The sequence below is a fragment of the Fictibacillus nanhaiensis genome (assembly GCF_019801215.1).
Classification (GTDB): Bacteria; Bacillota; Bacilli; order Bacillales; family Fictibacillaceae; genus Fictibacillus; species Fictibacillus nanhaiensis_C.
On record NZ_JAHVJO010000003.1, the window covers coordinates 458543 to 480769 of the forward strand.

22 protein-coding genes are annotated in these 22227 nt (G+C 36.5%); 12 read left to right on the forward strand and 10 right to left on the reverse strand.

All coding sequences use genetic code 11. The annotated features are described in order from the left end of the window. From ribD to KUV80_RS15335, 3 genes are all read left to right on the forward strand, one after another. Window positions 1-1089, forward strand: coding sequence for a bifunctional diaminohydroxyphosphoribosylaminopyrimidine deaminase/5-amino-6-(5-phosphoribosylamino)uracil reductase RibD (ribD, locus tag KUV80_RS15325; RefSeq protein WP_222463599.1), 1089 nt, complete (start codon window positions 1-3; stop codon window positions 1087-1089). Between the two features lie 12 nt (window positions 1090-1101). Then, on the forward strand, window positions 1102-1674 hold the full coding sequence (locus KUV80_RS15330; RefSeq protein WP_222463600.1) for a 5' nucleotidase, NT5C type: 573 nt from the start codon (window positions 1102-1104) through the stop codon (window positions 1672-1674). A 107-nt stretch (window positions 1675-1781) separates the two neighbouring features. Then, window positions 1782-2063 (forward strand): hypothetical protein, encoded by a 282-nt coding sequence (locus tag KUV80_RS15335; protein WP_222463601.1) that lies wholly within the window; start codon window positions 1782-1784, stop codon window positions 2061-2063. 28 nt (window positions 2064-2091) lie between these two features. On the opposite strand, the gene KUV80_RS18855 is transcribed toward KUV80_RS15335, so the two are convergent. Further along, window positions 2092-2916, reverse strand: a complete 825-nt coding sequence (locus KUV80_RS18855; RefSeq protein ID WP_222463602.1) for an STAS domain-containing protein — start codon at window positions 2914-2916, stop codon at window positions 2092-2094. A gap of 216 nt (window positions 2917-3132) precedes the next feature. Here KUV80_RS18855 and KUV80_RS15345 point away from each other — a divergent pair, with 216 nt between their 5' ends. The 5 genes from KUV80_RS15345 to KUV80_RS15365 all read left to right on the forward strand — a co-directional run bounded on the left by KUV80_RS15345 (window position 3133) and on the right by KUV80_RS15365 (window position 9096). Next, a complete protein-coding gene (locus tag KUV80_RS15345; protein WP_222463603.1) occupies window positions 3133-4509 on the forward strand; it encodes a sigma-54 interaction domain-containing protein in 1377 nt (458 codons plus the stop codon). Window positions 4510-4591: 82 nt separating this feature from the next. Next, window positions 4592-5932 (forward strand): aspartate aminotransferase family protein, encoded by a 1341-nt coding sequence (locus tag KUV80_RS15350; RefSeq protein ID WP_222463604.1) that lies wholly within the window; start codon window positions 4592-4594, stop codon window positions 5930-5932. Window positions 5933-5982: 50 nt separating this feature from the next. Continuing rightward, window positions 5983-7401, forward strand: coding sequence for a sodium:solute symporter (locus KUV80_RS15355; RefSeq protein ID WP_222463605.1), 1419 nt, complete (start codon window positions 5983-5985; stop codon window positions 7399-7401). A 183-nt stretch (window positions 7402-7584) separates the two neighbouring features. Continuing rightward, entirely contained in the window at window positions 7585-7896 is a 312-nt protein-coding gene (locus tag KUV80_RS15360; RefSeq protein ID WP_222463606.1) for a PadR family transcriptional regulator, read from the forward strand. 12 nt (window positions 7897-7908) lie between these two features. After that, window positions 7909-9096: a chromate transporter gene (locus KUV80_RS15365; protein WP_222463607.1), complete on the forward strand. Its 1188-nt coding sequence runs from the start codon at window positions 7909-7911 to the stop codon at window positions 9094-9096. Between the two features lie 107 nt (window positions 9097-9203). Here the strand turns inward: KUV80_RS15365 and KUV80_RS15370 are convergent, their stop codons facing one another. Further along, window positions 9204-9593, reverse strand: coding sequence for an SRPBCC family protein (locus KUV80_RS15370; protein WP_222463608.1), 390 nt, complete (start codon window positions 9591-9593; stop codon window positions 9204-9206). Window positions 9594-9710: 117 nt separating this feature from the next. Between KUV80_RS15370 and KUV80_RS15375 the strand changes: the two genes are divergently transcribed. Next, a complete protein-coding gene (locus KUV80_RS15375) occupies window positions 9711-10940 on the forward strand; it encodes an MFS transporter (RefSeq protein ID WP_222463609.1) in 1230 nt (409 codons plus the stop codon). A gap of 35 nt (window positions 10941-10975) precedes the next feature. Here KUV80_RS15375 and KUV80_RS15380 read toward each other — a convergent pair whose 3' ends face one another. Together KUV80_RS15380 and KUV80_RS15385 are read right to left on the reverse strand one after the other, a co-directional pair. Then, window positions 10976-11416: an SRPBCC family protein gene (locus tag KUV80_RS15380; protein WP_222463610.1), complete on the reverse strand. Its 441-nt coding sequence runs from the start codon at window positions 11414-11416 to the stop codon at window positions 10976-10978. A 157-nt stretch (window positions 11417-11573) separates the two neighbouring features. Continuing rightward, complete coding sequence (locus tag KUV80_RS15385; protein ID WP_222463611.1) at window positions 11574-11915, reverse strand: VOC family protein; 342 nt, start codon at window positions 11913-11915, stop codon at window positions 11574-11576. 97 nt (window positions 11916-12012) lie between these two features. Here KUV80_RS15385 and KUV80_RS15390 point away from each other — a divergent pair, with 97 nt between their 5' ends. Continuing rightward, window positions 12013-12522, forward strand: a complete 510-nt coding sequence (locus KUV80_RS15390; protein ID WP_222463612.1) for a TetR/AcrR family transcriptional regulator — start codon at window positions 12013-12015, stop codon at window positions 12520-12522. Between the two features lie 147 nt (window positions 12523-12669). Here KUV80_RS15390 and KUV80_RS15395 read toward each other — a convergent pair whose 3' ends face one another. The 3 genes from KUV80_RS15395 to KUV80_RS18920 form a co-directional block, all read right to left on the reverse strand. Next, entirely contained in the window at window positions 12670-15888 is a 3219-nt protein-coding gene (locus KUV80_RS15395; protein ID WP_222463613.1) for an ABC transporter permease, read from the reverse strand. Beyond that, a complete protein-coding gene (locus tag KUV80_RS15400) occupies window positions 15881-16576 on the reverse strand; it encodes an ABC transporter ATP-binding protein (RefSeq protein WP_222463614.1) in 696 nt (231 codons plus the stop codon). The genes KUV80_RS15395 and KUV80_RS15400 overlap by 8 nt, the downstream gene beginning before the upstream one ends. 291 nt (window positions 16577-16867) lie before the next feature. Continuing rightward, entirely contained in the window at window positions 16868-16951 is an 84-nt protein-coding gene (locus tag KUV80_RS18920) for an SHOCT domain-containing protein (protein WP_222463691.1), read from the reverse strand. A gap of 157 nt (window positions 16952-17108) precedes the next feature. Between KUV80_RS18920 and KUV80_RS15410 the strand changes: the two genes are divergently transcribed. Both KUV80_RS15410 and KUV80_RS15415 read left to right on the forward strand, forming a co-directional pair. Beyond that, complete coding sequence (locus KUV80_RS15410) at window positions 17109-18047, forward strand: ABC transporter permease subunit (RefSeq protein WP_222463615.1); 939 nt, start codon at window positions 17109-17111, stop codon at window positions 18045-18047. 3 nt (window positions 18048-18050) lie between these two features. Then, on the forward strand, window positions 18051-19058 hold the full coding sequence (locus KUV80_RS15415; protein WP_222463616.1) for a hypothetical protein: 1008 nt from the start codon (window positions 18051-18053) through the stop codon (window positions 19056-19058). Window positions 19059-19229: 171 nt separating this feature from the next. On the opposite strand, the gene KUV80_RS15420 is transcribed toward KUV80_RS15415, so the two are convergent. The 3 genes from KUV80_RS15420 to KUV80_RS15430 form a co-directional block, all read right to left on the reverse strand. Next, window positions 19230-20201: an SMI1/KNR4 family protein gene (locus KUV80_RS15420; RefSeq protein WP_246625238.1), complete on the reverse strand. Its 972-nt coding sequence runs from the start codon at window positions 20199-20201 to the stop codon at window positions 19230-19232. Beyond that, the gene (locus KUV80_RS15425; protein ID WP_222463617.1) at window positions 20168-20929 is read right to left on the reverse strand and encodes a DUF695 domain-containing protein; all 762 of its coding nucleotides are present in this window, start codon (window positions 20927-20929) and stop codon (window positions 20168-20170) included. The genes KUV80_RS15420 and KUV80_RS15425 overlap by 34 nt, the downstream gene beginning before the upstream one ends. Window positions 20930-21220: 291 nt before the next feature. After that, window positions 21221-22108 (reverse strand): aminoglycoside phosphotransferase family protein, encoded by an 888-nt coding sequence (locus KUV80_RS15430; protein WP_222463618.1) that lies wholly within the window; start codon window positions 22106-22108, stop codon window positions 21221-21223. Window positions 22109-22227 lie beyond the last annotated feature (119 nt).

Genomic DNA, 22227 nt, shown 5'->3' on the forward strand with positions numbered 1-22227 from the left:
ATGAGCAGCCATGAATTCTATATGCAGCTTGCCTTAGATAATGCAATGGCAATGAAAGGCCAGACAGATCCAAACCCTTTAGTAGGCTCTGTCATTGTTAACAACAATCGAATCGTTGGAATAGGTACACACCTTAAAGCTGGTGAACCACACGCTGAGATTCACGCTATTCGTATGGCTGGAGAAAATGCAAGAGGCGGTACGATCTATGTTACACTTGAACCTTGCTCACACCATGGAAGAACGGGACCATGTGCAATCGCAATCGTAGAAGCTGGCATTAAGAAGGTTGTCATTTCAACACTTGATCCAAACCCACTCGTATCAGGAAATGGCGTAAAGATTCTAGAGGATGCTGGCATTGAAGTTGAAGTCAATATACTTCAAGAAAAATCACGTAAAATGAATGAAGTATTCAACAAATTCATTGTGGAAAAGATTCCTTTTGTTACGTTGAAGTCAGGGATTACTCTTGATGGAAAAATTGCAAGTCACTCAAATAACAGCAAATGGATCACATCACCTGAGTCCAGATTGGATGTTCATCAACTCCGAAATGAAAATCAAGCTATTCTTGTTGGTGTAAATACTGTTATTCATGACGATCCTGAACTCACGACAAGAATTCCTAATGGCCGTAATCCTATCCGCGTAATCCTGGATTCAACATTAAAGATTCCTGTCGACTCGAAAGTTATGACCGATAACCTGGCGGAAACTTGGGTTTTCACAAGTGAGAGACATGATAATGACAAGAAAGTTCAATTAGAAGAGCTTGGCATACGAGTATTTGTAGCAGGAACCTACCAAGTGAATCCACATCAGGTCCTTAAAGTCTTAGGAGAAAATTTGATCTCTTCCCTACTCATTGAAGGTGGAGGAACGATTAACGCCGTGTTTCTAGAAAACAAGCTGGTCGATAAAGCTATTTTTTATATCGCTCCCAAGTTAATCGGAGGCAAAGATTCACCCTCCTTTTTTGGAGGAGCTGGTATAGAAAAAATGGCTGATGCTATTGAACTTGATGATCTTACAGTCACTCAAGTAGGTCCTGATTATAAATTTACAAGCTATCCAAAATACAAATAAGAGGTTTTGCATATGAGATTTGGTTTTGATATTGATGACACATTAATTAACTTAAGGCAGCATGCTTTTCATATTTACAATAAAAAGTTAAAGCAGAGTGTGCCTCTTGATGTTTTCGAAACGATAAAAACACTTGAGATTCACGAGCCGTTTGGACTTTCAACAAAAGAAGGAAATCAGATGTGGCTAGATTCTATGGAAGAAATCTATTTCACTGATTGCCCTCCCTACCCTGATGCAATAGAAGTGTTACAGGAACTCAACGATCAAGGACATGAAATCTACTATATTACGGCTAGACCTGCAAAACATTGTGAACAGACGAAAAAATGGGTGGAAGAAGCCGGTTTTCCTGTCCAAGAAGGCCGATTCTTTTGCGGGATGAAGGATGAGGAAAAGATACACACCATTAAGGATTTGAACCTGGACTTCTACTTTGATGACAAACCTAATGTTTTAGATACACTTACAAACGAATCCGTTCAACTGTATGTAAGAGACCAAACCTATAATCAGCATATGGATATTCCCCGATTAACCAATTGGTCTGAACTAAAAGACATTATAAAAAAACATTCTAAATAACGAAAAATAGTGTGCCTCGGCGCACTATTTTTATTGTAAAAAATCATATTCATTCGCATAACTTCTTAATTTTTGGTATCTTATATTAAGTTGGAAGGTGTGTGAATATGTTTTTTTTATTGTTATCTTTGTTAACAGCAGGCCTGTTTATTGAAGTCATACAAAAGCATGTACTGAAAAAGAAAGATCCTGATATCAATGAACTTTGGATGGAGTTAGAAGAGCAAGAGTGGTATAAAAAACTTTTGTGTGATCCACTCTTAAAAGAATGGATTCTCCTCGATAAGCAAAAGGGGTTGTTACAAGATCCCTATTACGTGCGTAAAATTATCGATAAAGCAGGTCATCGCGAGGGATTTATTAATTACATGAAAGATAAAGCAAAATAAAGAAAAGCACGCATTTAGCGCGCTTTTTCTATCCTATCTGTTTGAAGCTATCAATTGCCTGTTTCACATTAGCGTATGTTTTTAAAGAAGAAAAGTTAATGCCCTCTGCTACCGCACGGATCGCAAGTTCTGAACGAATCCCCGTTACAATAACCTGAATTCCTAACAATCCAAGAACACGGTACACGTTAAAAATATAAGAAGCTACTTCCGTATCAATCGTTACGATTCCTGAAAAATCCATGATTAAATATTCAATATTCAATTCTGGAATTTTCGGTAAAACATGATTCATCAAGTGGTCAGCACGCTCAATATCAAAAGCCCCAATAAGCGGCAGAACAGCTAATCCGTCTTGAATAGGGACGATAGGTGTTGATAACTCCCGCAGTTCTTTCTTTGTCTTTGAAAGAATTTCTTTAGATCGCCTCTCGAATGCAAACACGGTCTCATTAATACTCACATCCAGCATGTGATGAACGCGTTTAAGTATTAAGACCACTTCTTCTGTATGAAGTCCATGCTCCAAACTAATCTCCATAATAAAATCAGCAAAAACAATTCTCGTATCTGGATAACGAACTAGAATTTCTGAAATTTGTTGGTGTTCGGCAGCTGTTTTCTCACCGTTTTCTCTGCTCCACGTGAGCAGCTTCTCGGGTACAGAACCTTCTTCACCGTTTATTGATTCACTTAAGAACGTGAAAAAATCAACATACATTTTTCTAGCTTGATCTATGTCTTCTTCACTTACTTGAAAACCGAACTTTTTAATAATATCATCAACGATCTTATTAGCTAGAAGCTCCGCATTTTCTTTTAGATAATTGGCAACCGTTAATGTCGATTCCACAAGTCCCACACTCCGTATCTTCATAATAAATAATTATTCGTCCCCATATATTGTAACATTTAAAATTCAATTACTGCCTAAATGATATAAATAATACTTCATAATTGATTATTTATATCTATAGGAATCAATCGTTCAAATTGTTATAATTATTCAAAAATAAATAATTATTCATAAGTAAATAATGATTATGTAAGATTGAAAGGTATGATACTCATGACTCATCCTAATGATTGGAACGAAAATGAACAAATTCTCCATTCTTTAAAAGATGATATTTTAGTAACTAACATAGAAGGCATCATTTTAAAAGTTAGTGAAGTAACCGGAAAGATTTATGGTGTCGATTCAGAAAGCTTAGTGGGAAAGTCCGTGTACGATCTTGAAGCTCAAGGTCTCTTTACCCCTATCCTAACGCCGATGGTTGTAAAAGAAAAAAAGAAAATAACTTTTATTCAAAAAACACATACAGGAAAAAAACTTCTTGTAACAGGGATTCCTGTGATGAATGAAAAAGGTGAGCTATATAGAGTAGTCAGCTATTCACACGACATTACTGAGCTGGTGGAATATAAGACTTTTTTAAACACGATGGAAGAAGAAATGGAGCGAGTAAAAAGCGAGCTTGATCTCTTGAGAAGTAAGCAATTACGCGCTGCAGGAATGATTGCAAATAGTAATGAAATGAAAAAAGTCATCAGTACCGCACTTCAGTTATCTGAAGTTGACGTGAATGCTTTACTATTAGGTGAATCTGGAGTCGGGAAATCTCTTCTAGCCAAGTTTATTCATAATAAAAGCCAACGCAACAATGGGCCATTTATAGAAGTGAATTGTGGAGCTATACCCGATTCTTTATTTGAAGCCGAATTATTTGGTTACGAGTCTGGGGCGTTTACAGGTGCTAATCAAAAAGGAAAAATCGGTCTAGTTGAGCTTTCTGATGGAGGAACATTGTTTCTAGACGAAATAGGTGAACTCCCGCTTCAACACCAAGTGAAAGTTTTAAAAGTCATTCAGGAAAAACAGTTTTATAGGGTTGGCGGCACACGGCCAATCAAAGTAGATTTCCGCCTGATCTCCGCTACTAACAAAGACTTAAAGAAGGCCATACAAGATAAGTTGTTTAGAGAAGATCTCTATTTTCGTTTAAATGTAGTGCCAATCACGATTCCTCCCCTTCGCGACCGTACGGAGGACATATTACCATTAATCAACCTTCTTTTAAATCAGTTTGAAACAAAGTATAAAAGAGAGAAACAACTGGATGAAGCCGTCATCCACCATCTCCTTCATTATGAATGGAAGGGTAATGTAAGAGAGTTGATCAACATCATGGAAAGATTGGTAGTGCTATCCCCTTCTACCCTTATATCTGTAGAACAACTTCCCGACAATATTATAGATTCCGTTTCTCCAACAACTAAACATATGAATGAAGATCATTCCCTTAAGGAACAGTTGAACGAAAAGGAAAAGCAGATCCTTCAGAATGCAAGAAAAAAATACAAAACGACTGTTCGTATGGCAGTGGCTCTTGGGATCAGCCAGCCGTCAATTGTAAGAAAAATGAAAAAATATAAGATTTATTAATTTGCCTGGCATGGAACTTGCATGAATATTCAACTAGCAAGATATTTCAGCTAGAGTTCGTATTATTCAAGGAGGAATTCATGTGTTAACAGACTGGAACAACCTAATAACGAAAATGCCTGATTTACTAGCACCAAGTATGGCCAAGGACCATCCCAACCTTCCCGTCGTGAAAGCGGAAGGCTGCTATTATTATGGATTGGACGGGAAACAATATTTAGATTTCACTTCTGGAATTGCAACTGCAAACACAGGCCATAGACATCCTAGAGTTGTACAAGCTATAAAAGAGGCTGCTGATCATCTTGTGCACGGTCCATCAGGTGTCATTATGTATGAATCGATCCTTAAACTCGCCGATGAACTAACACATGTTCTTCCAGGAAACCTTGACTGCTTTTTCTTTGCAAACAGCGGAACAGAGGCCATTGAAGGGGCTATCAAACTAGCAAAACATGTAACAAAAAGACCCTATGTCATTTCTTTTATTGGGTGTTTTCATGGTCGATCGCTCGGAGCGTTAAGTGTTACGACCTCAAAGAGTAAATACCGTAAATTTCTTCAACCAAACGGGCTCACCTATCAGGTTCCTTATGCAGATGTAACGGGTTGTCCAAGTGGAATGGATCCTGAAACATATGTCATTGAAAAACTAGAAAAAGATTTTGAAACTCTCTTCAATCATCAAGTGACTCCTGAAGAAGTTGCATGCATGATTGTGGAGCCCGTACTCGGTGAAGGAGGATATATTGTTCCTCCTAAAGGATGGCTCAAAAAAATGAGAGAAATTTGTGATAGACATGGCATTCTCCTGATCTTTGACGAAGTTCAAACCGGTTTTGGGCGAACAGGAGAATGGTTTGCTGCTCAAACTTTTAATGTGACGCCTGATATTATGGCTATCGCCAAAGGGATTGCGTCCGGTCTACCGTTAAGTGCTACAGTTGCCTCTAAAGAATTAATGAAACAATGGCCGCTTGGCAGTCATGGAACAACATTCGGCGGAAACCCGATCGCTTGTTCTGCAGCATTAGCAACAATTGAAGTCTTAAAAGAAGAAAAGCTGATTCAAAACTCCAAAGAAATGGGTGCTTATGCGTATAACAAATTGAAAGAAATAGAGACTGCATATCCCGTAATCGGAAGCGTACGTGCTCTTGGACTCATGATCGGCATTGAAATTATCGATCCTTTTTCAGGTAAACCTGATGGAAACGCACTTATGACGATCCTAAACAAATGTCTTGATAAAGGAGCTCTCTTTTACTTATGCGGAAATAACAGTGAAGTCATTCGAATGATTCCACCACTTACAATTAATAAAGAACAAATTGATCAAGGGCTATTCATACTTGAAGAAGCAATCACTGAATATCAGACAGAAATTCAAGCAGAATTAAATAAACACTACCAGAATGCATAGCTTGCTATCGAAAAGCATCAAAGATTCAAAAATAAAAGGAGGTTAATGACATGCAAGCATTAGATACGGTTGTTGTCTTAATATATTTTGCTGTATTGATTGGTGCTGGAATTATTGGTTCAACGAAAGCGAAAACATCTGAAGATTTTAACCTTGCAGGACGAAATCTAGGCATGTTCATGTATCTTGGTTGTTTATCCGCTGTTATCCTTGGCGGGGCAGCAACCATCGGAACCACAAAACTTGGATATGAGTATGGCATTTCAGGAATTTGGTTTGTTTCAATGATTGGCCTAGGTATTATTATTCTTGGAACGATATTTATCAAAAAGATCGATTCCTTAAAAGTAACGACAATCAGTGAGCTTCTCGGAAAAAGGTATAAATCCGAAACACGTCTTCTAAGCGCAATCGTTGCCTCTATCTATACTTTAATGATTGCTGTCACACAAGTGATTGGAATGGGAACCATTATAAATGTCCTTCTAGGATGGAGCTTAACAACTTCCATGCTTGTAGGAGGAGGTATTGTTCTTTTTTATACCATTCTTGGAGGTATGTGGAGCGTTACGGTTACCGACATCATTCAATTTGTTATTATGACAATCGGCATTTTCTTCATTATGGTACCTATGAGTATTTCTAAAGTTGATGGATTAGGCAATCTTCTTGCTGAATTACCGAAAGCCCACTTAAGTTTCACTTCCATTGGCTATCAGCAAATTTTTCAATACTTTCTCTTATTTGCACTTGGAATGGTCGTATCACAAGATATTTGGCAGCGAGTATTTACCGCAAAATCTAACAAGATTGCAAGGAATGGGTCCATTTTCGCCGGTATCTATAGCTTTGCCTATGCAATCGCTGGAAGCATCATTGGGATGTGCGCATTTATTATCATTCCAAATATGGACAATGCCCAAAATACTTTTGCCACTATGGCTCTCACCATTTTACCTACAGGCATCTTAGGACTAGTACTGGCAAGTGTTTGTTCTGCTTTAATGTCAACCGCATCTGGATCGTTGCTGGCCTCGTCAACATTAATTACTAATGACATTTTAAAACCATATCTTCTTAAAAATCTAACAGATAAAAAACTTTTACTGGTTTCAAGAATTACTACATTATTTATCGGATTGATCGCTATTACCTTCTCCATTTGGATACAAGATGTTTTAATTGCTCTCGATGTCGCTTATGCTATCCTATCTGGTGCAATCTTTGTTCCATTAGTGATGACCTTCTTTTGGAAGAAAGCAACTCCAAACTCAGGTTTTTATGCCATTTTAATCAGTACCATCGTTGTTCTAGCTGGTCTGTTTATTGAAGGACTTACTGCAACAACTCCTATCATTTACGGTATGACTACTGGTGTTATCAGCTTGGTGGGTATTTCATTTTTGACAAACCTGACAAGCAAACAGAGAATTGAAGAATATGTGGAAGAAGAAAGAAAACGAGCTTAATAATCGTCTAAAAAAAGTACGCAGCCTGCGTGCTTTTTTGTTTGCCTTCCTTCAATCAACCTTTATTTGTATTACAGCCATTTAGTTAGTAAGTTAGTTGAATATGAAATTATGGAATGTTACCATAAAATCGAAACCCGATATTGGTATTCGATATTAATTGGGAATTAAGGATGTGAAGTCTTGGAAGATAAGGTATTACGAAAGCTTTTTCTTGGATTTATCCAAATTCATATTCTCCACCATGCTAAAGAACATCCCATATATGGGACTTGGATGCTTAACGAGCTTAAAGAGCATGGATATAACATAAGTTCTGGTACTCTCTACCCTATCCTTCACAACATGGAAGCAGATGAGCTTTTAACAAAAGAAGAAAAAAATGTAGAAGGAAAAATAAGAAAGTATTATACCTCTACAAAAAAAGGGGAAAAAGTTTTGATTGAAGCAAGAAACAAAGCATACGAACTTTTTAAAGAAATAAATGAAAAATAGAGGTGACAAATCATGACAGATAGAAAAAACACATTTAAAATACTGATAGAGATCCTTTTCATATCAACAAGACTCGGTCTAACTTCCTTTGGTGGTCCTATCGCACATTTGGGATATTTTCATGAAGAATATGTGAGAAAAAGAAGATGGTTGGATGAAAAAAGTTATGCGGATTTAGTTGCACTCTGCCAGTTTTTACCTGGTCCAGCAAGCAGCCAAGTTGGTATTGGAATCGGCGTAATGCGAGGTGGTGTTTTAGGAGGTATAGTTTCATTTATTGGCTTTACCCTTCCTTCTGTCCTTGCACTGATTGTATTTGCCATCATTTTGCAAGGTCTTGATGTTGGTGACGTCAGCTGGATTCATGGGTTGAAAATTGTTGCAGTTGCCGTAGTGGCACATGCAATTTTGGGAATGGCCGAAAAACTCACGCCTGATTTAAAGAGAAAAACCATTGCCTTGTTTGCATTAGTCGTAACCCTCCTTTGGCAAACTGCTTTTTCTCAAGTGGGTGTTATCTTAATAGCAGGAATTCTTGGCTTTCTTCTTTTCCGAAAACATAACGAAAGTGAGCATTCAGAATACGAGTTTCCGATTTCGAAACGATTTGCCGTAATTTGTTTAGTCCTATTCTTTAGCTTACTCCTTATTTTACCGATATTACGCGAAGCCACATCAATCAGCTGGATCGCATTCTTTGACAGCTTTTATCGGTCTGGTTCATTGGTTTTTGGTGGCGGGCATGTTGTGTTGCCTTTGCTAGAGAGAGAATTTGTTCCAACCAATTGGATTAGTGAAGAAGCTTTCCTGGCGGGCTACGGTGCTGCCCAGGCTGTACCAGGACCATTATTTACTTTTGCTGCCTACATCGGAGCCGTAGTGAACGGATGGCAAGGCGGTTTGTTGGCCACTTTTGCCATCTTTTTACCTGCTTTTCTTCTTATTCTAGGTACACTTCCCTTTTGGAATATGCTGCGCCGCAATCCAAAAATCAAAGGTGCGTTAATGGGAGTGAACGCAGCTGTGGTCGGTATTTTAATTTCAGCCTTCTACCACCCAATCTGGACGAGTACCATCAAAGAGTCCATTGATTTTGCCTTTGCTGCCATTCTTTTTAGTATGCTTGTGTATTGGAAGCTGCCCCCATGGATTATTGTTGTTACAGGAGCAGCTGGCGGGTTTCTGATGTCATTTCTCTAATAAAATCAAAACACCAAAGCATTTGAGAAGGCTTTGGTGTTTTTTCTTTTAATACCTTAAATCCTGCTTATGAACAATCCCGTGCTCTAAATATACTTTTAAAAGGGTTAAAGCTTCTCCCCAGCACCTGCACACCCGATACATGCTGCTAAATCATTATCAGAATCTGTATATCCTGTCTCATTAAGAACCACTAAAGTACCCTCTTTAAATGGCTCAAGTGTAAAAGATACGGTTGTTGTACTCTCACCTGGTGACCATTGAAAAATAAAAGTCTTGTGCGGAATTGCTTCGATTATCTTGCCCCCATCTTCCATATTTTCCTGGTTCTTTCCAAATTCAGTCCATCTTAATCGTATTTCTCCCGTTCCATTCGGTTCTATGTATAGAGAAGTATGATCTGTAAACCAGGTATTCCACCCTTCAGCTGTCGTGAGTATTTGGTATACCTGTTCTGGTGCTACTTTAATAAACGTACGATGTGTAAGTTTAGGCATCATTATCCCCCCTAAAGTCTAAAATTCCATAAATACCAAATAAGTCCTTTATTATCATTGTTATTTTTATACTTTTTTGTATATTAAATATAATAACTTGTTATGGGAGTTGTAAGGATGAAACGGTCTTTCTATTATTATTGGTTCGCTTCAACGAATATTTCCTTAGCTGATGTTATCTATATCATGGTCATTACAACATTCATTTATCGTGAGACACAGTCTGCCTTTATCGCAGCGTTATTCCCTTTATTTAATGCTATATCTAGATTTACAGCAGGGTTTACCACTCCTCTGTTACTCGAAAAATTTCAGTATGCTCATCTGTTAGTTTCTCTTCAAATCATAAAAGCTGTATTGATCACATTTCTTATCATTGGTTTTGATCCTATTACATCTCATATCGTTTTTCTGATTCTTTTCGTACTTGTCATCTCTTTTATTGAAGGATGGGGATCTCCTTTACTACAGTCCGTTGTGCCACGGATCGTTTCAAAAAGTGAACTAATAAAAGCGAATAGCTCCCTATCTATAACCAATCAATCTGTTCAAATTGCAGGGTATACGTTCACTGGATTCTTAGTCATCCAATTTGGTCATATGCCAACCTTAATTACGACCGCTATTCTTCTATGGCTTGCTTCAATTAGCTTATATCAAACAAGCCGTTCCTTTGTAGACGAACAACGTGTAGAGAACAGAAAATCCAGATGGGCACTCATTAAAGAAGGATGGTCCCTTTTATGGAACAATCACACACTCAGAATGGTTACAATTATGGACATAATTGAAGGTATGGCAGGGACCATATGGATAGGTGCCATTACATTGGTCTATGTTAAAGAAGCCCTAAATCAAAGTGAAGAATGGTGGGGTTTCATAAATTCAAGTTATTATATTGGAACAATTCTTGGTGGTTTTATGACTTTTTGGATGGCAAAATGGATTCAAAAGCACTTGATTGCTAGTATGATAATTGGTTCAGCGTTTTTCAGTTTATTTACGTTGCTCTATGGGTTAAACAGCATTCCAATACTCTCACTCATCCTCTGTGTAGGTATGGGACCTGCTTATCAGTTAAGAGATGTAGCACAGCAAACCGCTATTCAAACTGGCGTGGATAGCTCTTTACTGCCTAAACTCTATGCTTCTAGAAGCATTATTTCATCTACCGTTACAAGTCTATCTATAGCAATTGTCGGTCTAATAGCAGATTTTCTAGGAATTAGATGGGTTTACATATTTGGTTCAATACTCATTGCAACGAGCGCATTTTTAGCTTTGGCCATCATTCGTTATCAAAAAAATCTAAAGCAAGCAGTGCCTGATGCTTCTTTAAAAACATAAAAAAACACGCTCTTCACGTGTTTTTTAATATAGAACTAATGCATTAAGGATGCTCTCAAACTAGTGATATCATTTTCTAAATACCCTTTTAAACAAGTTAACATATATACCCAGCCTTCTTTTTGTCCGATCATCTTAGTTACGATTTCAGGGTCCTCTTCTTTTAAACCAGATTCATTGACTTCAATAATCGACTCGAAATTATCCATTTCCGTTAGGGTAATAGTGACAACTGTTTCTTGGTCTTGGCCTCCCCATGAGAATACGATTTTCTTATCTTCTTCAACCTCTAATACGGTTATGATGCCTTCTGCATTGTATTCATCATACCTCCAAGTAATCTCTTTTCCTTCTTCCACCCTACTTGTTCCTGATGAAAACCAATAATTAGACATTTGTTCAGGGTTTACTAACGCTTCAAACACCTCTTTAGCCGGCTTACGTATTTTAAGTTTTGTAATTATTTCTGTATTCATAAAATGTTCAACCCTTTTTTATTAAATTTACTGATTCTATATTCTTTCTTAACTCTTCACAAAATTCCTTTATTTTATAAAAAAAGCACGCCATCAGCATGCTTCGGTTTACTTTTTAAACATTTGTTTAATTTACGATGTACACGTTACCCGAAAGCTACCTATTGGACATGTCTATTATTCGTATCGGATTTCCTGAATCATCATTAAATATCGCATATCTACCTGGTGGAATATCACATGGCTCTTTTATAAAAATAAGAGAAGCTCTATTTTCTTGAAAAAATTCATCAACACTCTCAACCAAAAAAACACTTCCTGGTCCGTATGTATGTTCCTCAGCATCATCCTCAAGTAAAATCTGAGTATCTGCATTTGTTTTAAACGCTACTGTATGATCTCCTTCTCTCCACGCCTCTTCCATCCCTAATACATCACGATAAAAAGATACTGCCTTCTTCATCTCTTTTACAGGTTGAGAATGAAAAACTAACTTCATCTTGCAACACTCCCTTATCTTCTTATTAGTGGTCGTAAATCATTTACGTAAATCGTAAATGATTTACGTATGTGTGTCAACATGTTATAATGGATGCATGAGAGCTAATATCCCAATTCCAGGTACGGTAAGAGAGAAGATATTAAACCAAGCTATAAAAGACTTTGGAACTCAAGGTTTCGAAGGAGTAAATGTCCAACAACTCGCTAAGTCAATTGGAGTTACAACTGGTGCACTTTATCATCATTTCGGAAATAAGCTAGAGTTATATCGTATTGTTCGTGAAGAAGTTGAACGTAGAATTACAAGTAGAATGGAGGGAGCCTCAGCTGTTCACGATCAACCATTGTTGTCTATTAAATCAGCGATGTTAGTAGGTTTTGATGCTGCCATTAAATTAGATGTTTGCAAACTCTTAAGTGAACAAGATCCTAGTGGCAATAGAGATTTAGTAGCACAATTGTTTAAAGAAATACTAGATGAAAAAATAGAAGGTACTGAAGTAATTCTTTCTGCAAGTTGGCGATCTTCTTTAAGTAACGTTGCTAACGGAATGAACCCAGATCATGCAAAAAAGGCATTAAGATGGTTCCTTGAAAAAAATTAATCATCAAAAAGAAAAGCACGCCGGCAGCGTGCTTTTTGGTTTGGATTGATGTCGGCGTTGGTTGTTCAATCCCCGGATCACACGAAGGTTAAGTCACTTCTTTAGAAATTTGAATTGCCAATACATACTGTTATTTCTACATATAAATTATTTTATATCTACCACAATATCCCCAGGTAAATTCGTATAGGATAAAACCAAAATTAAGTTGTCCGTTTGTTCTGGAACTTCGTAAGTTGTTATTAAGCTTGCCTTTCCCTTCCCCACCAATTGCGTTAGTCCCCTCCAATTTTCTTTTTCAATAACCTTCCAATCCTTTGCATTGTATTTATTACCTTTAGAATCAATCAATTGAAACGTGTATGGTTTCATTAGCCAAGTAACTTCTTCATAATTTGTAAATGTGAAAGGAACTGATATAAATTTATAACCCTCTTTTGGTTTATCCTCTCTTTTACTAGAGAGGTCTTTTCCGATATCAATGGTAAAGTATATTTCATCTGTAAAATCATTTTTCATTGAAAATTGTTCACCAGCAGTAATTCTTTCATAAGCTGAATCGTAGTAAGCAGAAAACCCAGTAACATTGTTATTTTTTTTGTCAGGTTTTTCTTTTGAAGGAGAAGTTTTGTAAACTTCTATAACTTTTCCTTTTGTGCCTTGTACAGGATCGGCAGTTTCACTTGTATTTGCACTGTTTATTGTTACGGGAATTGCTGAACCGAGTAATAAAATAATTCCTGCAAATAAACAAGCCCCTCCCATAGCAAATACATATTTAAATCGTTTTTCAGCTCTTCTTGAATTATTATATCCTCCTCCTAACCCTTGATAAGGTTGTATTTTGACGGCTTTAATAGATGGAATAACCGCACCAATTCCCCCTGCAAGTATGGGGATTATGATCGTTGCAAGTAGAATGAAAAATTCATTAGTTGGAAACTGTCCGTACACTTTTATAATCGTTAGTAATGCTAATAGTAAGCCAATAATTCCAGCGATTAATCCATTCATTCCGCCTTCAAACAAAATCATTCTTCTAATGGTTTCATCTCGCCAGCCTAATGCTTTGAGTACCGCAAATTCAGGCTGCCTTTCCACAACGTTTTGCCAAATGATTTCGAGTGTAGTTAAAATTGCGATAGCCATCGCAATACCCATTGCTAAATAATGCATCGGACCAACCTCTAGAGCAACGTATTGCCCCAGCCAGGTGGCATACATAACTCCTTTTAAACGAAATGTAACAAAGATGAAGAAGATGAGCATCGTAGAAGGAAGAGCGATTGAAAGAATAGATAATACGCTTCGTTTCCACCTTGTTAACATATAATTATTACTTATGCCAATAGGTGTTTGAGATTTGAAATATCGTTTTCCTTTTGATATTTCACCAGCTTTCATACTTTCGTATGGTTGGATATTTCGAACAAGCATCGCTGGTACAAGTGTTCCAATCCAGTAGATAAACAGTCCAAATACACCAATCAATAGAATACGACCAGTAGATGTATCAATATCATTCGAAAGATAAATATAGCCAAGAATTAGCCAACTGATAATAGATACGATACTGCCTAATATCGTTGACTCTATAAATAATAATTTAGACAACTGATTAGGTCTCCAACCTAAAGACAATAAAACAGCGTATTCTTTCTTGCGAGCATACATCATGATTAGGTTAGAAGAAAATACGTAAACAATCGCAACCAGAAGGACAGTTATGATAAATGATGATGCTCCAACTTTCGTTTCCTTGAAAATAGAAATAGAAGATCCGAGTTTGATCCAAGGCTGCTCAACCCATCCGATGCTCTTCTTTTTTTCAATCCCTGGCACATGTGTTAAAGCAGGTTGAGGTGAAGAGCCTAACGTAATATCCGTTATGAGTCCCGTTTCTTTTTCGATCTCTTTTGCTACCTGTTTTAATAATTTTTCGCTTTCTTTATTTAATTGATTTACGCCTTTGACTTTAATCCTGATAGAAGCAATAGGCTTATCTCCTAGTAATTTTGCAGCTGCATCAAGAGTCGTTAACATTGTTGGTGGCTTTGTTAAAAAACCATAAGGGTTATTTTCAGGTTTCATTGTTCTTGGCGGATTTACAGGTGTCTCATCTGCATCCATTACCAATTGAGCTTTAGCTGGAAAATACGTTTCCATTGGAAGTTCTGTCAACGGATCTTTGGAAATTTTTATTTTTGTGGGGTCAAAAATACCTACAGGATCAACTCTTAATCGTAACCAGCTATTAAAATCATCACCAAACATGTTTACGTGACGGTATGCTTGATCCACCTTTATCAGAGAATCTTCTGGAAGTGTAAAAGGCGTAATTTCATATGAAAAGGTCCATCTATCTTTAAATGGACTGTCTATTGGACGATAATCAACAGGGGACGGTTTAAGTGCCACAAATTTTGAGTGGTCATCAAGAGTGCTCTGATTATTCATGATTTGTTCTACAACTTTTTTCTGTGCTTGAGAAGTTGTAAACGTACGTTTCTCAACAACAATTCCTTTTTGCTTCTTTAAAAATTCTAATCCGCCATTGTTCCTGACGTTTTCCATTGACTTCTGTTGTTCACCAGATTGAAAAGGAATATCTAATTTCTCTACGACAAAAGAAATTCTACTATCTGCGTACTCTTTTTTGCTCATAATGACAGGAATGGAGGTATCTTTAATGGTAGCATCCAAACTAATCTCTTCTGCAGTGTCACCTTTTATGAAATACCGGCTATTTTCACTTTTAATAATCGCTTTGTCAAGACCAACTAGTTTAGCTTCTTCTTCAGGATCTACTCCAGCGAGTAATAAATAGCTCCCATAACTGAGACTACCATCAAACTCTGCGGTACCATACTCTTTTCCAGAATCAGAAGGCTTCCATTTTCCAACAGTAAAATAAAAATCTCCTTCATCTATTTCTTTAATAACCCCGTTATTATTCATTTCTGTCATTTTTAACCGATAAACACCTGGTATTGTGACATTAACTTGATCCAGTTTGACATCATTGTTCGTAAAACCAATCATTGCAATGGGTGCAGCTATTTCAATAGAATCCATTTTTCTAATCTTTTCATACTGTTCCATCGTAATACCGCCTGATAGCCCACTAAGATAGTTGGGTTCTAGCAGATTTAAATCCTCAGTTACACTGCGGCTTCCTTGTGGTCGAACGACAATATCATAAGAAGATTTCCATCTTTTTTGCAGTTCATCAACAATCGTTCCATTATTGGCTTGTGTGATTCCTACCAAATAACTGAGCCCGATACTTAAGATTAAGACACCAACGAGTACAAGGATGAATTTCTCTTTATTTCTCCACCACGAGTTCCATATGAATTTAAGCATTACGGACACTCCTATGCTCCCTTATGATCTCTCCGTCCTTCATTTCAATTTGTAAATCGGCTCGTTCTGCTAATAGAGGATCATGGGTGACTATAATCACACCACATTCTTTTTCTTTGTTTAATTTTTGAAGCAACTGAAAAATCGTTTCCCCTGTTTCCGTATCAAGGTTACCTGTAGGCTCGTCCGCAAGCAGCCAGCTTGGCTCATGTACAAGTGCTCTCGCAATTGCCACTCGTTGTTGCTGTCCTCCTGATAATTGTGAAGGAAGAGCGTTACATTTATCTTTTAAACCCATCTGTTTCAGTAACGATTCAGCTCTTTCTTTTTTATTGTACTGAACTTTTCTTGCCATAAGAGGAGACATTACGTTTTCTAAAGCTGTTAAGGTTGGAAGAAGATGAAATTGCTGAAAAATAAAACCGATGTGTTCGAATCGAAAATCAGCTAGCTTTCTACTTTTTAATTGATTAATCTTTTGGTCACCAAAATAGATTTCTCCCTGACTAGGTATATCCAAAGTACCCAACAGACTGAGTAAAGTAGATTTACCAGAACCTGATGACCCTACAATGGAAATAAATTCTCCTTGGTTAAACGTAACGTTAACGTTCTTTAAGGCGTACGTCTCAACACCATCCCCTAAAAAGATTTTGTTTAGGTTTTTACATTCAATTGAAAAATCCATGTTCAGCCCCCTACTTAAAAAGAAAGTTTTCTGTTCTGTTTATGTATTAGACGATTGATGTGGAAAAATATCTCATTTTTTAGCTAACTTAGTGAGGTCCATGATGTATTCTTCTAATGAAAAAAGCACACTGCTTTCAGTGTACTTTTTAAACATTTGTTTAAGTTAAAGATATTAAGGGACTAATTTCCATTCAAACCTAAAACAATAACATAGGATTTTGTATGATCCTAGTCTCCATGTGTGCGGAGTCCCGCCATAAGTAATGAAGTATGGCAGCACTTTTTATAGCTATAATTTCATCATTATATTCTTAATTCTCGTATATTCTTCTTTGGTAATCTCCCCTTTAACTAGTCGCTCCTTTAAGAGCATTACAGGTCTGTCTTCAAACTGATTTTTTTCATTAGTTTCCGATGGCAGTTAAATCATTACATATTTATTTCATTTTTAGGTAGAATTTGTAAAATTTGTAACTTATAATTAAGGGACTATACTTGCGATTATTCATTTATCTGTTTTGGAGGTATATATGACAAGTAAACTCATTTTCCAATTTTGCATGAGTTTAATAAGCATTTTTTGTATTATCTTATTGCCCTATCTTTTTATGGATATGACTCAACTAATCAACACAATAAAACTAATTGATACAGGATTGATATCTAGTGGCTGGTTCATTAAGTCGCAACTTTCTTTAGAGTTTAATCAATATATTGGAGCGATTGGAACTACTGCAAACAAACTCCTTCATATTTTAGATATACATTATTATTACAAAGGGAAAATGCTACCACTGTTTCCCGATATTCTTATCCCTTACATCTCATCTCTTAAAATATTTGCTTCTGCACTTTCAATTTCAGTTTTAACTACTTTTTTGCTCACCTATGCAATTATGCTCTTTCCTATACACTTAAAACGTTTTGTTCAGTTTATTCTTTTTATTTTGGAATCCTTACCCGACATTTTTGTTGTCATTATGTTTCAAGTTTTCATAATTTGGCTTTATAAAGAGACAGATATCCTCCTATTCCAAATTACCAATACCTATCAGAATCCTGCACTCTTTTTGCCTATTATATGTCTATCCATATTGCCAACGATGTACCTGGTGAGAATTTTATTACTCTTGCTTGAGGACGAATCGAGTAAACAATATGTAGAACTTGCAAAGGGAAAAGGTTTGAGAAGACCCTTTATTTTAGCTGTTCATATTTTCCGTAATGCTCTATTTAGTATGTTCTATCATTCTAAAACGATGTTTTGGTTTATGCTCTCCAACCTTTTTATGATTGAATATCTATTAAACACAAATGGAATCCTTATGTTCTTACTCAAAAATTACAGTCCTATTACACCTGAAGCAACCATCACAGGGGTATTTATGCTTTTTGTCCCTTTTTATCTGCTCTTTGCATTTATCACAGTCTTAACAGAAGCAAAGAAAAAGAAAGTGTTGGGGGTGTAAGGAGTGGCAAAACTAGTAAAACAACCTTTATTTCTCATAGGTTTCATCATGATGTTAACCATGTTTCTGGGAAGTTTTGTTTATTCCCATTTTCACTCAGAACCTCCCGAAAAAGTGCAAGTTTTGTACAACGATGAAAAGGAACTGTTGGGAGCCGCACCATTTCCGCCATCAACCCAGTTCTGGTTGGGTACAGACAGATTAGGTAATGATTTATTTTTCAAGGTCATGGACGGGGCTAAATACACGCTCGGCATTGCCTTTGCAGTAGCTGCACTCCGACTTCTACTTTCCTGCATTTTTAGTTTCTTTTTGCAAATCATGCCTATGAAAATTCGCGTCATTTTTATTGAGATGGTCGAAGGATTTAAGTTTGTTCCAGTTTCTTTACTGGCATTTATTATTTTGTCGCCCGTATTAATCATCTTTGCATGGAGTTTTACAAACACCCAACAAATTACGTTCTCTATTGCAGTCCTAACGTTTATTGCTGTTCCTACTTTAAGTGTGTTAATAACGGAAGAAATCAGTGAAATAAAGAAAATGGAATTTTTTGAAGGAGTTAAACTGTTTGGAGGCGGGTATTTTCATATTCTAAGAAAACACATCCTTCCCTTTTTATTACCACGACTTGCAATTATGTATGGACAACATGTGGTTGCGGTTTTAATCTTGTTAGCACATATGGGATTTTTGGAACTGTTTATTGGTGGAGTAGACTTTATAACAGTTGACGTATCTTTGGGAGGAGAAGAAGTAAAGGAATCGTTTCAATTGATGAACGAGTGGTCAGGTCTAATCGGATCCACACTCTATGAATTTTGGGCTTCTAAATGGGTATTACTTGCACCGGTTTATGGGTTTGCTCTTTCCATTTTAGGTACGAACTTCATGGTAGAGGGCATGAAAAGGTCTTTTTCAGAGCATCAACCTAGTTCTAAACAGTTAAAGAAAAAGAAGAATTTAATAAGCACATCTATCGAAAAAAAGTTTGTTCGACTAAACTCATAACCCATAACAAAAAGACCATGTCTCACTGCAGACACGGTCTCGCGTGTTGGGTTTCTAATAGAACAAGACCCTTTCATAACTAAAATATATATAATTTGTTCACGGTTAGGGTCGCATAGAAATTCAGGATCCACATCTTTTTCATGCCATACGTTCAAAAAACACATTCCATTATTCTTCGGCTTTAAAGTCAATCATCACTCCAACGACCTCTTTAGAAACGTTATATTTTACTTTTACTTCGTACATGCCGTCTCCATAACCGGACATTGAAACCGCTCCACCTGGAACAACTCCACCCTGGGCATCAGAAGCAACTACATCACAGCATGCAACAAAATATTTTAATCCGTCTTCATCCATCTTAATGTCATCTACATTTCTCACTTCAAATTGGATGACATCATCCATACCAAATATTGTAAGATCAAAAATTCCAGCTTGTGCAGAGTCCACTCCAATAGATTTATCACAATCATGCCATTTTCCAGTCGGTTTCTTTTCTCCATAAAATACAAATAAAGTTTCAACGACTTTATCATGAGAGTAAGAGATGGATGTTTGCCATTTCCCTTTTTTTACATTTGAAAGTATGATTTGCAACTCATTTTCTTCTTCCACCTGATAGCATGGATCAGTAACAATTAATTGTCCACTTTCTACTGTAAAAGTACCCACATTTTTTGGCATAATCGTGTTCGCCTTCGGTACATACCAATCAATAAATAGGCTTAAGGTTGATGCTTTACAATCGCAATTCCCGTTTTTCTCATCCCATAGATAGATTTGTTCCTGCATCAATCTTTTTCTGATACGGTAGCAGAGTTTATCACCATTATTGTTTTCACCAATACAAATCATATCACTCGGTATATTTTTCGGTCTGTTCTCACGATTACGTTTTACAATATCCATAGTAAATTCTGATTGTTCATTTGTTGGAATAGGAAACAAAGTCCAATCACCAAAGTTTGCTCCATTCGTTTCTAAAAAGAGTTCCTTGTATTCATCTGGAAAAATAGCACCAAGCTCTTTTTCGGTTTTTTTCAACTCAAGCAATGATACTCTTGCCCAATTGGAACTTGCATCAATCATATCCATTACTTTTTTCATAACTTTTTTTGAATAACAGGTGATTCCCATCCGTCATACTCACCGTTATGTTTTTGTGCCATTTCAATAACCGTGTCGGTTACAGAATCAATCAGGTGATAATCTACTCCATCTTCACGAGAGATGGTAATGCTGTATGTACCGTCTTCATTCTTCTCTTGCTCGTATCCTTCTGTGATAAAGCCCTCTTGTTGAATGTCTCGTTCAAATAATTTTAAATCCTCCAATGTCTCAAACTCCACCCAATGTTCGATCTTACGAGGTACTTCAAGATCATCTTTCTCATTTTCTAATATCTCCACCAACTCATGGTTTGACATGTGTTGGAACTGATATTCGTTCGGGTAGAGAAATTCAAAATAAAATTCCCACGGTTCATCTTCTTCAATACCTTTTATTTCTGTTTCGTAATTATTGTTATCAAATAGAGCTTTTGCATGCTGCTCAATGATTTTGACCTTTTTATCTGTATTTGCATAATAAAAAAATTCTCGTATGCCGTTGGTTGTTAGCCTTCCTACTTGAACAATATCTTCATTATTCAACCTTTCCATCAGATCGTATTCCCATTCCCCTATACGATCATCTTCTTGTTCTTCGGGGTAACTCTGTTCTGTGGGGTTTTTCAGATTAATCCTTACTGAGAATAACTTTTTATATTTTTTGATATTTATCTCTTCTGTTACTTCCAAATCTACAACGAATGACGCTAAGTAACCATCCAGTTCATCTAAATAAAAATTCCAGTTATCAGACATATAGATCTCCTCCTTAACTTTTAGTATAGGGATACTTGGTTTCCCTTTCTATATCGAATTATCTCGAATGTGTTTCGAAAAGGAGATCGATCATATTTCACATAGTTGAACAATAAAAAGCACGCAAGCAGCGTGCTTTTTCATATTGCTATTTAAACACTTGTTTAATTTTTGAGACGGTTTTACCGCTCACTTAGGAATTAAATCATCCATTAATTAGCGTAAAGTTCTACATTCTCTAAATCTGATATTGGTATCCATATTAATTCTGTTAAGGATCTCAGGTTGGACTTATTTTGCTTTTAAAATGTATTCCTGCACAATTCCATTTACAATAGTTAATGACTCTTCTGCTGTTGCTTTGTTTGAATGTTTGTTCCAATTGTAAGTAATTAAAGCCTTCCATAAAGCCCATCCTCTAGCTCTATTCCATGTTTCTTCATCCATATTTAATGCATCTTTAAATGCCACTCTACTCTTATCATCAAAGAACGTCCAAGCCATGGCTGCATCACATGCAGGATCACCAACCCCTAAAATACCGAAATCAATAACGGCAGAGAGCTTTCCTTTATTAACTAGAATATTACCAGGAGCTATATCACCGTGAACCCAAACTGGAGCTTTTGACCATTTTGATTCTAGAGCAAGATCCCATATTTCATTTATTACTGGCGCGTTTATAGTATCTTTGTTGGGTTCTATTGCATCCCTACACTCTTGATCATATATGCCTAAATCCCCGCCTCTATGAAAATTGTGCTTCCCTGCTAAAGGACCATCACTGGCATCTATTGATTGTAATTCAAGTAAAAATGACCCTAAGTCTTTAGCAAATTGGTAAATATCATATATATTATGATGGGTTAGCGTCTCACCTTCTAACCACTTATTAACTGACCACGGTAATGAATATTTCTTACATGGTTTACCTATTGCTATGGGTGTTTGTATTGGTAATGAAAGTTTAATAGCTAATTTTGGCAGCCAATTTTGTTCCTTCTCAACTTGAGCAGCATAGTGTTCTGAACTGGGTAGTCTTACACTCATATTGTTTCCCAAATGAAACGTTCGGTTATCATTCCCGCTAAATTGCACGGGTAAAATCTCCAAATGAGACCAATCTGGAAATTGTTCATTTATTAAACTTTTAACTAGACTTACATTGATGTTTTCCATTAAATACCCCTCTATCCATTATTTATCCCTTTTTATATTCACTCCATTTTTTCTCTTTTTATCACCCAAAATATCTGGTTAAAAATCTAAGTCTATTGAACAAACCGATTCAAATATGC